Here is a 15,179-nt window from a genome sequence, read left to right as displayed (position 1 = left end):
CTTATGGTATTGATTATTTTTGTTATTATAGTAAAAAAAGCTGTTTTTTAATTGATAATAGCATTATGCCATTGAACTAAAGTGATTCTTCTTCCTTCTATTACTTTTAAAACTTCATGGGTAAAATAGGGATTACTTAAAAACACTAGCATGCTTCCAGCTTTTGGTTTTATTTTTATTTCGTTTCCATTAACATCGTAAAGAAAGTTAAATAATAACTCTCCACCAATAAAAGTATTGTCACTTGTATTTTCATCATTTGATGTTGTAAAAAGTACTGTTGAGATCTTTCTTTGTTTTGCAACGGGTATAAAACCAACTAATTCATCATCTTTATATAACATACTTGAATCATCACTGTGCATAGAGTAAAAGCTATTTTTCAAATACTCTAATACTTGAACAGAAGTAGAAGTTGTAAGTGCAATTTTAAAATAGTCTTCAATTTGCGCTTGATGTAGAAAAAATCTATTTGTATAGAGTTCTAAATATTTTTCATCAAGTGAATAAATATTTGTTTTTCTGATTTCTTCATTAGTTTCACTAAGAAGTACTGAATCCAAAGTTTTTATTTGTGCTTTTTGAAAATCATCATCTTCTTTTACTTTTTTATTTATTTCATTACATTCATTAATACTAAGAAAGTTTTCTATTATTAAAAATGGATAATCATAATAAGGATTAGGTAAAAGTTTTGTTTTAATATCAAATGAGGTTAAAAAATCAGCGCAATATACATGATTGCTTATTTGTGTCATAAAATGCCTTTCATAAACGAGTGTTTATGAAAGTTGTTTATTAAGATTATTTAAATCACCAAGAACCCAAATATCTACAATTTTCCCATCTCTAAATTTAAAGAAAGATGCTCCATTATAAACAATTTTATTGTTACTTGCTTCATAATTAAATAATTTACCAGTATGTCGTCCATTGTACAATGCTTTAACAGCAATTGTATCATCTTCACTTACCATCATAATAATACTATGGAAAAGATTTGGAATACCAGTTAAGATAGTATCCATATACTCTTTGAATTTTTCTTTTCCAACAACTGATATGTCCAATGAACCATGAAATGTGATATTGTCATCAAATAAAATATCAATATAATCTTTATTTTGTTTATTCCATAATTCGTGGTAATACAGTTTTACTAATTCTTTATTAGTCAATTTCTTCATTATTTCCCTTGTGGCCGTGACTACCATAATCATCATCAAAATCATAGTTGTCAAATTCGTCGTAGTCTACCGTAAATATTTTAGAATAACCTAATTTTACAAGTTCTTTATCAATATTTTCTTCTGTAAATCGGTTCTTTACTCTACTCATGATTAAATCAATATGCTCTTCGCTTACATCATTTGCTCTTAATTCATAAATAATAGCTAAATTCATAACTCTCAATTCCTCTAAATTAATATATTTAAAATTTTCTTATTAAGCTTTTTTAGTATCTATATAGATACTGCTTAATATAAGTAAAATTGCCTTAACAGACTTAATAGAAGCTGTTTCTTCAACTGTGTGATAACCTGTTGTTGGTATTTGTAATGTTGCTCCTTGAATAGAGCCCTTTGATTCCATTACAATTCTTCCAAGTTCTGTACTACCAAGAGTCAGTAAAGGCAAACCTTTTTCTTTTCTAATCTTATTTTTCTCTTGAATAAATGTATCTTTACAAGAAAAATCAATTTTATTTTTATGACAAAAGTTTTTTAGTTGTTTTAAAATAGGAGATTTAAATCTAGCATTTGCATCTCTATTTCTTAGAACTACTTGTTGAACATCTGCTTCAAGTCTTGTGTCATAGGGACTAGTATCTAGAACTAACAATTCATTTGTAGTTACATTGTTTTTTCTAAACCATTCATAAACATATCTCCAAGATTTTCCAGCTTCTTCTTGTGCTGTAAAAAACGCTGTTCCTTGAAATCCATTTTGGTATAAATAGATTATAATAGCAGCACTAATAACATTATCAAGTTGTGCTGATAATAAATCATCAGATCTTTTTAGTTTATCACTAAAGGCAATTGGTGTTCCTGGTTGTAAATGAGATAATCCATCAATCTTAAAAAATAAGTTATTAACATCTTCGTTCATATATACATCAGAAATTTGTCCAATTCCTAAATAACTCCCACTCCAAGGTTCATAAGCTTGAACTTGTTGATTTATATATCTTTTAGCAATTAATTGATATGTTTGTTCAGATAGGGAATTCCCTCTTAAGTCAGATCGATTTTTAGCAAGGAAAGCTGCAAATTGAAACTCATTTGGCCCTGTACAAATTACTCCATGTCTGTCAATATGCGCACTTAGCATTCCTTTAGTAGGATTTTTACCCTGTGCAACTAATAGACCATCATAGTATTGTGTTTTTATACCAATTTCTTCTAATTCTCTTTTTAAATATAATAAAAAAGAGTGTTCAGCTCCAGTTACAGAAGGAACCCTTATTAGTTGTTTTAATAAGTCAAGAAATGGAATAAAATTTTTTGGCTCATTTGTAGATGAAGCACCCAATTTATTCTCCTGAAAATTTAGAATAGAATAAGACTATAAGAAGATAAATAAAACCTTGTAGATTTATTTCTTATTCTATATTGTAATTATAAACCATAAAAAAAAGAAATATTCTGAAAAAAATCTTAAATTAATTTATGATGTTTAAAAGTACCATAAAATGGATATTTGTTATATGTAAAATAAACTTAGAAAGAAAACACAAAAGCCTAATTTATCTAGCTTTTATATATGATTATTGATATTTTCATTATAAAAATTTTATAAATAGCAGCATAAAATATTATCTCTATATAGTATAGTATTTTAATCAAGATTAATTTAATCTATTTTTTATGAAAATAGGATATAATTTTGAAAATTAGTGAATAAAAAGATATTATTTTATCTTTAAACAATAGGAGAAAATTATGGCAAATGAGTTATCACCTTTGGAGCAATTAAAAGCTTCTAGAAATCCTTTAAGAGTTATTGATGATGTTTATAAAGAAGCAATAGATGGAATTCCATTAAAAGATGAGTACATTGGTTTATTAAAATGGTATGGAATGTATCCACATATTAATAGTGATGGAACAGAAGATAAAAAATACTTCATGAAAAGAATCAAATTAGTTGATACTAAAATGAATTTAGAACAATTAGCAGTGATGGCTAAAATAGGTCAAGAGTATGCTCAAGGACTAGTAGATTTTACAACAAGACAAAATGTTCAATTTCATTTTATTCAAATAAAAGATATGCCAGCTATTTTAGATTTATTAAAATCTGTTGGATTAACTTCAAGAATGGCATCAGGTGATGGACCAAGACCTATTATGACTTGTCCTGTAAGTGGAATAGATGAGGGTGAGTTTTATGATGCAGCAAAACTAGTAAAACAAGTAGATACTTATTTTGATGTAAATGAAGATAGATTTTGTAATTTTCCAAGAAAATATAAAATTGGAATCTCAGGATGTAAATGCCACTGTGCAGCACATGAAATTCAAGATGTTGCATTTACTGGATTTAAAAATGAAAAAGGTGAAGTACTGTTTGACTTAACTATTGGTGGAGGTTTATCAAAATCAAAACAAATAGCAACAAGAGCAAACAGATATGTAAAACCTGAACAAGTTCAAGATGTAGCAGTTGCTTGTGCTGAAATCTTTAGAGATAATGGAAATAGAGAAAATAGAAACAAAGCAAGAGTAAGACACTTATTAAATGACTGGGGAATTGAAAAATTTGTAGCTGAAATTGAAAAAGTTATTGGTTATTCTTTAGAAGAAGGTTTAATAGAGCCAAAAATAGAATCATTTGAAAATAGAAACCACTTTGGAATCAACAAAGCTCAACAAAAAGGTGAGTCTTACGTTGGATTTGCTACAAACTCAGGAAGAGTTGCAGGTGAGGATTTCCAAGCTATGTATGATATTTGTAAAAAATATAATGCTGCTGGTTTATCATTAACTGCTACTCAAAACTTTATTGTATATGGTGTAAAAGATGAGGTAGTTCAAGATTTAGCAAACGAAATTGCAGCACTTGGATATCCATATAAGCCAACTCCATTTAGAGCAAGATTACAATCATGTACAGGAAAAGAGTTTTGTAAATTTGGTATTACAGAAACTAAAGAGTTTGCTAAAAAAGTATTAGTTGAACTTGAAGAAAAATTTCCTGAGTTCACAGAAGATGTAACTATTTCAATTTCAGGATGTGGAAATGGTTGTTCTCAACCACAAATTTCAGATATTGGATTTGTTGGTGGAATGATTAGACATGATGGACAAAGAGTTGAAGGTTATGAAGTTTTATTAGGTGGAAACCTAGAAGGTGAAAAAGGAAGTAGAATTTCAAGAAAAATTGGAGTTAAAGTTCCAGCAACAGCTCTTGTATCTTATGTTGGTCAATTAATAAATGATTACAAAGTTGATAATTTAGGGCAGCTAAGATTTAAAGATTATTTAGCTGTTTTACACTCTGATAGTGCAGTTGAAGATTCAGAATAATATAATCACTAATATTCTCTTAAAGTAGCTTATATTTTAAGAGAATGTAGTTTTATGCTATTATACTTTTTGTTTTTTTATATTTATCCTGACTTCATCACTTTTGAAAAAGAGCATAAAACAATATCTAATAAACCCCATGGTTAAGGTATTTTAATTTTTAAGTTGGGTGACCCACGATATAATATTGTATGTTTATTCGTAAAAAAAGAAATGCAAGTGGTAGTATAAGTGTTCAAATAATAGAAAAAATTGGAAGAAATAATAAAGTAGTGCAAACTATTGGTTCATCTAAAGATGAAATAGAAATAGAACTTTTATATGAAGAGGGATTAAAACTTATTCCACAACTCACCAAACAACCTATATTAAATTTATTTCCAAATGATAATAGTGAAAATATAATAGATACCTTTGTAAAAAATCTATCAACAAATAGTATTGTTTGTATTGGCCCAGAACTTATTATCGCAAGATTGTTTGATTATATTGGATTTAGTAAAATTATTGATGATGAACTTTTAAAACATTTAGTTGTAACAAGACTTATTAATCCAGGAAGTAAATTAAAAGTTATTGAGTATCTTAAACGATATAGAAATATAGATATTGATATTATGAAGATATATCGCTTTATGGATAAGTTTAATGTTGTATATAAAGAGGAGATTGAACAAGTAGCCTTTGAACATACAAAAAAAATATTAGGTGAAATTACTGTTTTATTTTATGATGTTACAACACTTTACTTTGAGAGTGAAGATGAGGATGATTTAAGAAGAATTGGATTTAGTAAAGATGGTAAATTTCAATCTCCACAAATAATGCTTGGACTTTTAGTGGGAGAAAAAGGTTATCCAATAGGCTATGATATTTATGAGGGGAATAGCTATGAAGGAAATACTTTTATACCAATACTTCAAAAGTTTGAAAAGAAATTTAATTTAGAAAAACCAATTGTAATAGCTGATTCAGGATTGTTATCTAAAAATAATATAGAACAACTAAAAACTCATAACTATAAATATATCTTAGGTGCAAGAATCAAAAATGAAAATCATATTACAAAAAGTAAAATATTATCTTTAAATCTTGATGTAAATAATGCTATTGCAACCGTTGCAAAAGGTGATGATACACTTGTGTTGTCATATACAGATAAAAGAGCAAAAAAAGATAAATATAATAGAGAAAAAGGTTTAAAAAGATTAGAAAAGAAAATCAAATCAGGAAGACTTACAAAAGATCAAATCAATAGTAGAGGATATAATAAATATTTACATCTTAAAAATGAAATTGAAGTAGTAATTGATTATGATAAATTTAATGAAGATGCACTTTGGGATGGTCTTAAAGGTTATATCACAAATACAACACTCAGTCCATCTGAAGTGATTGAAAACTACTCAAATCTGTGGCATATAGAAAGAGCCTTTAGAATTTCTAAAACAGATTTAAAAATAAGACCAATTCATCATTATCTAAGACATAGAATAGAAGCTCATATCTCAATATCATTTATTGCATATACAGTTTAGGGAACCTCTAAAAATACCTTTTAAAGCTCCCAACTTTTACTTTTTTTGATTTTTAAAAAATCTCAGCCCAATTCTAACTGAACTTTACTAAGAATTTTGTGGAAATCACCCTAATATTTTGGATATTTCATCCATTTCCCAACTCTTTTCATATCAATTTTACCTTTTGTAATCTAACCATCTGTTCGTATCTGACTAAGTTGTAGGTAAGGTTCGTAAGTCCTATTGTGGACTTTATCCTATCTATTCCAATTGAGAGAAGATTAAGTGCATTATGCATTTGAGTTGTAAGTGTTCCAAATATATGTTCAACTCTTACTCTTGTTTTAGAGTGTTTATAATTTTCTTTATGCTGGGCATTGGTTAAGGGTTTGTTTCTGTAGGCTCTTTTGATAACTTTTGATTTCACATTTTTACTTTCGAGATATTGCTCAGTCTCTTCAGATTTATAAGCACTATCAGCATAGAGGGTATTATCATCTCCATCTATCAAATCTTTAACCACTTGTGAATCATGGGTTGAAGCTGGCGTCACTTCATATTTAGTGATAATTTTAGTTTTCTGATCTGAGGCTACATGATCTTTATATCCATATTCTCTTTGACCTCCTTTTGTTGTCCATCTTGCATCACAATCTTTTTGAGCTTTTTTATTTGGATTGTCTTCAAAGCTTTGTGGCATTTTATCCTCTTTGATTTGTTTATTTTCATCTCTTGTATTTCTTTGTTTGGGTACATTTACAAATGAAGCATCAACGATTGTCCCCTCTTTGGCAACTATTCCATTTGAGATAAGTTTAGAGGTAAATAGTTCAAATAATTTTTTGGATAAACCTTTCTCTTTTAGTTGCTCTTTAAACAACCATATAGTCTTTTCATCTGGTACATCATCACCGATTTGCAATCCTAAAAAATCTAAAAATGATAATCTATCTTTGATCTGAAATTCTGTTTGTTCATCTGAAAGATTATAATATCGTTGAAGTATTAAAATTTTAAACATTAGCAATTTATCGTATGGCTTTCTTCCTGCATTTGACTTTCTATCCTCTTTTTCTAAAGCTGATTCAATTGTTTCTCTAAACATCTCCCAATCAATAATCTTGTTTAGTTTTTGTAGCGGTGGTTGATGTTTATTGATTTTTTCCAATTGAAATTCGTAGTCAAATAGTCCTGCCATTTTTTAACCTTTGTACCTATATTTATATAGATATTTTAGCTAAAAAGTCCTACAAAAAGCCTTACATAAAGGGTTTTGTCGCTTTATTGCAAAGTATACATCATCAGTGATTTTATGAATATTTTCAATTTTTATGAATATTGACTAATTTTTAGAGGTGCCCTTTATAAAGAACTTGAAAGAATTATTAAACTTCATGATAAGAATTTGTCAGTGCAAATAGCCCTCGAAGAGATAAAAACAATCTATGGATTAGAATATATAAACCCACTTACACATAAGAAAAAATTTGAAGTGTTGCAACTTAATGAAATACAACTAAAAATTCAAAATATTATTGATATTCATATTGGGTGCCTCGAATGATGAAGTCAGGAAAAATTGGAGTTAAAGTTCCAGCAACAGCTCTTGTATCTTATGTTGGTCAATTAATAAATGATTACAAAGTTGATAATTTAGGGCAGCTAAGATTTAAAGATTATTTAGCTGTTTTACACTCTGATAGTGCAGTTGAAGATTCAGAATAATATAATCACTAATATTCTCTTAAAGTAGCTTATATTTTAAGAGAATGTAGTTTTATGCTATTATACTTTTTGTTTTTTTATATTTATTTTTAATAGTGTACATTGATAAATCTGCTTTTTTTAACAAGCTATCTAATGTATCACTTTTCTCATATTGACACAAACCAAAGCTGCAAGAAACTGGTAATTTTTCTTTTAAGAGCCACTTGCAAATTCAACCATCATAAACTAGTGAATTTATAAGACTACCGAACTTCTCAACCAGATCTTTTTAACTTTTAATCATTTTACTGCTTTATGGGTCAATTTTAGTTAAAAGCTTTTATTGGGTGCGTGCTTGATGGTCGCGTTGTAAAAGTGAGCTAATTTTAGTGTGTTTAGCTAAAAAGTCATGTCACCAGTTTCAAACTCTGATGAATACAAACTGAAAGTATTCCAAATGCTAGGACGGAAGCTACTTTTGTAGCTCCTTGATAGTAAATTGTATTACACCCGAAATCTTCTTTGAGGTATTTATTTACTCGCTCAACCATACTTCTTTGGTTATAGTGATGTGTATCAGAACTTTGAACAAGGCTTAACATTTCAAACTTCTTTTGTTCATCTTTTTGAACTTCTATTTTTACTTTGAGTTCTTTCGAGTTTTTAGGATTGATGTCTATGATTGGACGATGTCCTAATGCAGTTGAAAACTCTCTAATAATATCTGCATCATATCCTGCATCTTGTAAGTCATAAAGATAGTTCACTCTTTTGCTTGTTTCTTGTATCAAAGGGAGTGATACTGATGAGTCATGTACATTAGCACCTGAATAAAATGCTATTATTGGTATATCTCCATCTACTGCACTAATATGCAGTTTACCGCCTATCCATACTTCTTTATTGCCTTTGGAATTTTGTTTTATACCAACTCCGCACTCTGTAGAGACTAAACATAGCATCTCTTCTACTGTTTGCATTTCTTTTTGTTGTTCTAATATCTTTGGTTTTATTGCTTCTCTTGCTTCGCCTTTTTTAGGACGACCAGCTTTTCTCTTGACCTTTTTTACTTTCTCTTTTTTTACAGCTTTTTCTCTGAGTGGTATTTTTGTGGCATCTGTTGCATTATAAAAAAATGTCTTTTGACTTAGATACTCTTTGACAAACTGTTCATGAGTCTTCTGAGCTATATTTAAATCACTTAATTCTTTGAATACTCTACTAAATTTCGATTCACTTGGAATATCATTTGTATATCTCCATCCACACAATACTCGTAGCGTTCTGTCAATATGAAGTCTATCTATAAGGTCTCGTGTTGTTTGGAGATTATAAACACTTTTTGCTATAAAAGCTCTCGCAATCTCTTCCCTATCCTTTGGAGTATTTGTGAGAGATACTACTGTAATATTTTTCTCAATTTGTGCAAAATCTAATATCTTGATAAGTTTTTGCTCTTTATTTGATAACTCATCTAATCTAAGTTCCTCTTTTAAAGCAGGAAAAAGTGAGTTTTCAAGATTTAAAACCTTAGTCCATATTTTAGATAGACTTGAAGATATTTTTGGTAAAATAGTTTCCATAAGTTGAATCGCTCTTCTGTTAAATTTTTGTAGTAAAAAATTATAACTTATCTGAAGTTCAATTCAACTTTTTAAAATTTAAATCAGCTTAAATTACGGGTTGTTTTTTATAATCTGCAAGTGGCTCTTAAATTAAAATTTATCTCATTTATTTTCTTTTCTAAAACTTTAATTATTTTTTCTGTTTGCAATATATCTGTATGTGGTAAAACTATTAAAAACTCATCACCACCCCATCTACCAAAATAATCAGTTGAACGTATATTATTTGACACAACATCTGCAATTTTGATTAAAACATCATCTCCCTTGTGATGACCTAACAAATCATTTATCAATTTAAAATCATTTAGATCGAAGAAAATCAATGAAAGAGCATTGTTATATCTTTCACTTCTTTTTAATTCATTTTCACATAATTCTTCAATCTTTCTTCTATTATAAATATTTGTAAGACTATCCTTATTTGCAAATTTAGATAGTTCTATTTCTGTTTTTTTTCTCATTTTTACTTCATTTTTTAAGCGATAGTTAAAAATCAGAAGAATTGCTGAAAGTATAATTAAAGGAATAATGAATTTAATTACATATAAAAAATCAAAATCTTCTTGATATGAAATTAATTGATAGTTATTAAAAATATCATTTTTCTCTTTTTGTGTTAAAGTAGTAAGTATCTTATTTATTATTTTAACAAATTCTTCATTTTCCTTTTTTATTTCTAATCTCATGGCTATTTCATATTTTAAAGAATTATTTATTTTTAATTCGTTTGATTTAATTTTATTTATATTATGAGACAAGGAATAAAAGTTATCAATTAATCCAAATATTTCATTATTGTTTAGCTTATTTATACCATTACTTAATGTATCTATCTCTTCAAATTCTATATTTGGATAATCATTTTTCAATACTTGAGTTATTTTCAAATCTTTAAGAATACCAATTTTAATATTATTTAATGTTCCTAAATCATTGATATAATTTACATAATTTTTTGTGGCAACTGAAATAGGAATTTTAGTTATAGGGTCACTATAGACATATTTATTTGAATCATTCTCTTCAAAACTATAAATAAATTTTCCCTTTATTGAATCAGAAAAAATATTTATAAATTCACTTTTAATCATCTCTTCTATATTGAATGACTTAGACAGTTTTTTAGATATTAAATTCCAAAAATCTAATTCTGCTCCTATTAATTGCTCTGTTGTTTTAAAAGAGAAAGGTATTTTATTATTTTGAACTAAAAGAGCAAATGAATTATCTTCTAAATATTTTTTTTCTTCCTCATTAATTAAAATATCATTTTTATTAAAAATTATATTTTGTGTTTCAAATGAATAAATTTGGTGTTTAAGCCTAAAAGAGTATAAAATTTTTTTATTTCTTCTATTGTTTGATAATTAATGTCACCTAATAAATTTTCATTAATTTTTGAAAGTTCTTTTAAAACAGTACCTTCGTAAATTAATGCTTTTAAACTTTTATTTTGTGTGTTATATTTTTCATGTATTATCTTTGCGGTTTCTTCTATATTGTTAAAGGCATATTCCCAACCTTTTATTGATGCTTGATTGAAATTCTTAACACGATTAGGATTTTCTTTAAGTTCTTTTTGTGAAGTAAAAAGAATACCCTCATAAAAATCAAAACCATAATCATAAGGATTTAAAATAGTATATTTAATCTTTTTTTCTTTCAGTATAAGTGGTTCATTTGATAAATAACAGGCCATCACATCAGTTTTGCCATTTATTAAGTCATTGATATCAAAAGAATGATTTTGTATATTTAATTTATCCATCTTAATACCTTGAGATACAATCATAGCTTTTATAGCAAGTGCATCTCTCGCATCTTTTGTTATCATTATTTTTTTATCAACTAAATTTTTAGGACTTTTAATATTTGATTTTTCAAGACTAATTAAAACTAATGGAGAATTTTGAAAGAAACTTGATAATAAGACTATATCTTTACCCTCAAATCTATCAACAATTAAAGAAGATTTACCAATACCGTATATTGAACTTTTTTCTATTACTTTACTTGTAATATTATGATTATTAGAATACTCTATTATTTCTAATTCGACTCCTAATTCATCATAATAGCCCTTCTCCTTTGCCATATAATATCCAGCAAATTGGAATTGGTTTAACCAATCTAAGTAGAGAGTGACTTTTTCTTTTTCAGAGGCATTTAGTGATACTATTAGCAATAGAAATATAAGTAATAATTTTTTTATAAACATACAATATTTTACAATGTTTTTGTTTAAACTAAAATTCTAAAATTTCCCCATTAAAAATATATTTTATTTCTTGTCCAATTTCTAATTTATCATCAAAACTATGAATAAGTAGTTCTTTATTTTTAGATAAAATTATTACTTCATAAAAACTTCCATAAAAGATGATATCTTTAATTATTCCTTCAAGAATACCATCATTTGATATTTCAATATGCTCAGGTCTTATATAAGTATTTGAAGATAATTGAGTCATTTTTCCTAAAAAATTTGCACAATATAAATCATTTGGATGGTGATAAATATCTTTTGCAGTTCCAACTTGTAAAATATTTCCACCTGCCATTATTGCAATTCTATCAGATAAATAAAAAGCATCTTCTTTATCATGTGTTATAAATAGGGCTGTTATTCCAAAAGCTTTTATCATCTCTTTTAATTCTGCTCTTAAATGAGCTCTTAATTCTGTATCAATATTACTTAATGGCTCATCCAAAAGAAGAATTTTTGGTTTATTTATTAAAGCACGAGCAAGGGCTACTCTTTGTTGTTGTCCTCCACTTAATTCATGGGGAAGTTTATTCTCTTGGCCTTTTAATTTTGTTTTTTCTAAAATATCTTCTAAATCTTGTTTTGAAGCATCACTTCCAAATGTGATATTTGAAGCAATACTTAAATGAGGAAGTAGGGCATAATTTTGAAAAACTACTGCAACTTTTCTATTTTTTGGTTCAAGATTTTTATTTTTAGAAAAAACAATATTATTATCTATTGAGATTTCTCCATCATCAGGGCTTTCAAGTCCTGCAATCATTCGAAGAAATGTAGTTTTACCACTTCCACTTTTTCCAAGAATAGTAAAAATCTCACCTTCTTTTATGTCTAAACTTATATTTTCTGCAATACAAATATTCCCTTTTGGAAAAACTTTCTGCAGATTTCTTATTTGTACAATTTGATTCATTTTTTTCTTTTCCCAAATCCTGAGTTTAATAACATTACAGCAATTGCTGTTGTAAATACAAGTATAAGCGATGGAAATCCAACTTTATAAAGCATCTCATTACTTGCAAGTTCATATATTCTAATAGCTAAAGTATCAAAATTAAAAGGTCTTAATATTAAAGTTGCTGGTAATTCTTTTGCAATATCTATATAAAGTATCAAAAATCCACTTATCATATATGGCCTCATTAGTGGAAAATATACTTCTATAATATTTTTTATTTCACTTTTACCAAATATTTTGCTAGCATCATCAATGCTTGAGTCGATTTTAGAAAATCCATTTTCAATAGAGCCAATACTTGAAGCAAAATATCTGGTTGTATATGCAAAAACTACCATAAAAAAAGTTCCACTAAAAACTATAAAGCCTAGACTTTTATCAATAAAGCTACCTAATATCAATAATCCAACCCCAACAACTGCTCCAGGAATTGAATATCCTAGCATTGAAAGTTTATGGGTAAAACTTCCTAGTTTAGATGGATAAAATCTCAACATATAAATTACAAGAAATGAAAGTAAAATGATAATACTTGATGAGATGATATTTAAACTAAGAGTATTGTAAAGGTATGAAAAAGCTTCGAAATCTAAAGTATTTATATCTAAAATAAACCAATAAATTAAAACAACAATAGGAATAAATAAAGTAATAGTTGAAATAACAAATGATATTAAAAATGCTATAAAATTATATTTACCACTAAGCTTTATTTTTGAAGCTCTTTTTGCACTATGGGTAGCACTTGCAAATCTATATTTTTTTCTAATTAATGATTCAGTCCATAAAATACCAAATACGAATATAAGTAAAACTATAGCAACATTTATAGCTTGTGCTAAATCTCCATATCCAAACCAACTTTTAAATATTCCTACACTAAAAGTTTCTATACCAAAATATAAAACAGTACCATAATCACTAAGTGTTTCCATAACAGCTAAAATACTTCCTGCAAAAATTGCAGGATATGAAAGGGGTAAATATACTTTGAAAAATGCTTTTATAGGACTTATTTGTTGTAAAGATACCAACTCACAGACAGTTGAAGAAATAGAAGCAAAAGAGACACGTGCAAGAATATAAACATAAGGGAACATTGCAATGGCAAATATAAAAATTGCACCATACATATTTAAAATATCAAGACGAACACTAGCATCTGATACTATATCTGACAAGATTCCTCTATATTCAAAAAACCCCACATATGTATAACCTAAAATATAAGCTGGAAATGCAAGGGGTAAAACAAATGTTACTGCAAAAAACTTATGACCAAAGTATTCAAATCTAGCACTTAAATATGAAGTTATAGTTCCTAATACAATTACCAAAGCAAAAGTTCCAAAAACTAATAAAGCAGTATTATTTGTGTATTCAAGTAAAACACTACTTTTTAAAAAGTTGAAATCAAAACTTCCTTCAAATAAGAAGTAGATTATTAATGATAGTATTGGTAATGAGATACTTAAGCCCGCAAGAGGGGCTAAGTAATATTTTAATCTGTTTATTTCCAATTTCCTTGTGTTGCAATATCAACTGCTTTTTTTGTATTTTCACCAATTTTTGTTAAATCAATTGTATCTTCTTTAAATGTTCCCCATGATGCAACAGTTGCAGATGGTTTTACATTTGGATTTACAGGATATTCATGATTTCCTTCTGCAAATGTTGATTGTGCCTCAGAAGAACTTAAAAATTCAATAAGTTTAACCGCATTTTCTTTATTTTTAGCAAATTTAGTAACACCTGCACCTGAAATATTCATATGAGTTCCAGTTGTTTCTTGTGCAGGGAAAAAGATTTTCACACTTTTTGCAATCTCAATGTCTTTTTTATCTTCTCCATTTAACATAACACCTAAATAATAAGTATTAACAATAGCTAAATCACCATCACCTGCAGCTACTGCTCTGATTTGATCTCTATCACTACCTTTTGGATCTCTAGCAAAATTTGCCACTAAACCTTTTGTAAATTCTAAAGCTTTTGCTTCTCCATGATTTGCAATAATAGAAGCTAATAAAGCTTTATTATAAGCATTTGTTGAAGATCTTGTGATAATTTTATCTTTTAATTTAGGGTTAGTTAAACTTAAATAATCACTTAAATCAGCTTCATTTATTTTTTCAGGATTATATACAAAAATTCTTGCTCTTTTTGTAAGTGCAAACCATTCTTTATTTGCATCCCTTAAATGAGCTGGTATATTTGTATTTAAAGTATTTGAATCAATAGTTTGTAATAAATTTCTACTTTTTGCTTCATGTAAATTTCCAATATCAGCAGTAATTAAAACATCCGCTGGAGTATTTTCACCTTCAATTGCTAATTTTGATACAAGCTCTTCTGCTTTTGCAGTTACAATATTTACTTTTATTCCCGTTGTTTCTTCAAATTTTTTGAATAATATTTTATCTGAATCATAATGTCTATGAGAGTAAACATTAACCTCAGATGCTGTTAAGAATGAACTTGCTAATACTATAGCACTTATAGCTAATTTTTTTATCATGTATTTTCCTTTTTTTTAATTACCTTAATAATTGATATTGAGATGATACA

The 15,179-nt window shown here is 27.5% G+C and carries 15 protein-coding genes; 4 read left to right on the top strand and 11 right to left on the bottom strand.

The features are described from left to right. Positions 1 to 47: 47 nt before the first annotated feature. From AACT_RS13275 to AACT_RS13260, 4 genes are read right to left on the bottom strand one after another with little or no spacing between them, the layout of a single operon-like run. A complete protein-coding gene (locus tag AACT_RS13275) occupies positions 48 to 758 on the bottom strand; it encodes a 2OG-Fe(II) oxygenase (RefSeq protein WP_172127647.1) in 711 nt (236 codons plus the stop codon). Positions 759 to 782: 24 nt separating this feature from the next. Beyond that, on the bottom strand, positions 783 to 1,187 hold the full coding sequence (locus tag AACT_RS13270) for an ester cyclase (protein WP_172127645.1): 405 nt from the start codon (positions 1,185 to 1,187) through the stop codon (positions 783 to 785). Next, positions 1,171 to 1,404 (bottom strand): hypothetical protein, encoded by a 234-nt coding sequence (locus AACT_RS13265; RefSeq protein ID WP_172127643.1) that lies wholly within the window; start codon positions 1,402 to 1,404, stop codon positions 1,171 to 1,173. The genes AACT_RS13270 and AACT_RS13265 overlap by 17 nt, the downstream gene beginning before the upstream one ends. A gap of 42 nt (positions 1,405 to 1,446) precedes the next feature. Continuing rightward, positions 1,447 to 2,535: a peptidase M42 gene (locus tag AACT_RS13260; protein WP_172127641.1), complete on the bottom strand. Its 1,089-nt coding sequence runs from the start codon at positions 2,533 to 2,535 to the stop codon at positions 1,447 to 1,449. 410 nt (positions 2,536 to 2,945) lie between these two features. Between AACT_RS13260 and AACT_RS13255 the strand changes: the two genes are divergently transcribed. Both AACT_RS13255 and AACT_RS13250 read left to right on the top strand, forming a co-directional pair. Beyond that, on the top strand, positions 2,946 to 4,532 hold the full coding sequence (locus AACT_RS13255; RefSeq protein WP_172127639.1) for a nitrite/sulfite reductase: 1,587 nt from the start codon (positions 2,946 to 2,948) through the stop codon (positions 4,530 to 4,532). 191 nt (positions 4,533 to 4,723) lie between these two features. Then, positions 4,724 to 6,070 carry an IS1634 family transposase gene (locus AACT_RS13250; protein WP_172127637.1) on the top strand — a complete coding sequence of 449 codons (1,347 nt, stop codon included), beginning with the start codon at positions 4,724 to 4,726 and terminating at the stop codon, positions 6,068 to 6,070. Positions 6,071 to 6,218: 148 nt separating this feature from the next. Here the strand turns inward: AACT_RS13250 and AACT_RS13245 are convergent, their stop codons facing one another. Next, positions 6,219 to 7,250 (bottom strand): IS5 family transposase, encoded by a 1,032-nt coding sequence (locus tag AACT_RS13245; protein WP_172125441.1) that lies wholly within the window; start codon positions 7,248 to 7,250, stop codon positions 6,219 to 6,221. A 213-nt stretch (positions 7,251 to 7,463) separates the two neighbouring features. Between AACT_RS13245 and AACT_RS13240 the strand changes: the two genes are divergently transcribed. Together AACT_RS13240 and AACT_RS13235 are read left to right on the top strand one after the other, a co-directional pair. Further along, positions 7,464 to 7,616 carry a hypothetical protein gene (locus AACT_RS13240; RefSeq protein ID WP_172127635.1) on the top strand — a complete coding sequence of 51 codons (153 nt, stop codon included), beginning with the start codon at positions 7,464 to 7,466 and terminating at the stop codon, positions 7,614 to 7,616. Further along, on the top strand, positions 7,613 to 7,777 hold the full coding sequence (locus AACT_RS13235) for a hypothetical protein (protein WP_172127633.1): 165 nt from the start codon (positions 7,613 to 7,615) through the stop codon (positions 7,775 to 7,777). Before AACT_RS13240 ends, AACT_RS13235 begins: the two co-directional genes overlap by 4 nt. A 389-nt stretch (positions 7,778 to 8,166) precedes the next feature. On the opposite strand, the gene AACT_RS13230 is transcribed toward AACT_RS13235, so the two are convergent. The 6 genes from AACT_RS13230 to AACT_RS13205 all read right to left on the bottom strand — a co-directional run bounded on the left by AACT_RS13230 (position 8,167) and on the right by AACT_RS13205 (position 15,129). Then, positions 8,167 to 9,342 (bottom strand): transposase, encoded by a 1,176-nt coding sequence (locus tag AACT_RS13230; protein ID WP_172127631.1) that lies wholly within the window; start codon positions 9,340 to 9,342, stop codon positions 8,167 to 8,169. Between the two features lie 107 nt (positions 9,343 to 9,449). Next, positions 9,450 to 10,478, bottom strand: coding sequence for a transporter substrate-binding domain-containing diguanylate cyclase (locus AACT_RS13225; RefSeq protein WP_172127629.1), 1,029 nt, complete (start codon positions 10,476 to 10,478; stop codon positions 9,450 to 9,452). A gap of 191 nt (positions 10,479 to 10,669) precedes the next feature. Continuing rightward, on the bottom strand, positions 10,670 to 11,605 hold the full coding sequence (locus AACT_RS13220) for an ABC transporter substrate-binding protein (RefSeq protein ID WP_228720494.1): 936 nt from the start codon (positions 11,603 to 11,605) through the stop codon (positions 10,670 to 10,672). 28 nt (positions 11,606 to 11,633) lie between these two features. After that, entirely contained in the window at positions 11,634 to 12,566 is a 933-nt protein-coding gene (locus AACT_RS13215) for an ABC transporter ATP-binding protein (RefSeq protein WP_172127625.1), read from the bottom strand. Further along, positions 12,563 to 14,131, bottom strand: coding sequence for an ABC transporter permease (locus tag AACT_RS13210; RefSeq protein WP_172127623.1), 1,569 nt, complete (start codon positions 14,129 to 14,131; stop codon positions 12,563 to 12,565). The genes AACT_RS13215 and AACT_RS13210 overlap by 4 nt, the downstream gene beginning before the upstream one ends. Next, a complete protein-coding gene (locus AACT_RS13205; RefSeq protein WP_172127621.1) occupies positions 14,122 to 15,129 on the bottom strand; it encodes a Fe(3+) ABC transporter substrate-binding protein in 1,008 nt (335 codons plus the stop codon). The genes AACT_RS13210 and AACT_RS13205 overlap by 10 nt, the downstream gene beginning before the upstream one ends. Positions 15,130 to 15,179: the final 50 nt, after the last annotated feature.

Source organism: Arcobacter acticola (genome assembly GCF_013177675.1).
Taxonomy (GTDB): Bacteria; Campylobacterota; Campylobacteria; order Campylobacterales; family Arcobacteraceae; genus Aliarcobacter; species Aliarcobacter acticola.
Note: the sequence above shows the minus strand (reverse complement) of the source record. Positions and strands in the feature narration are given on the sequence as shown.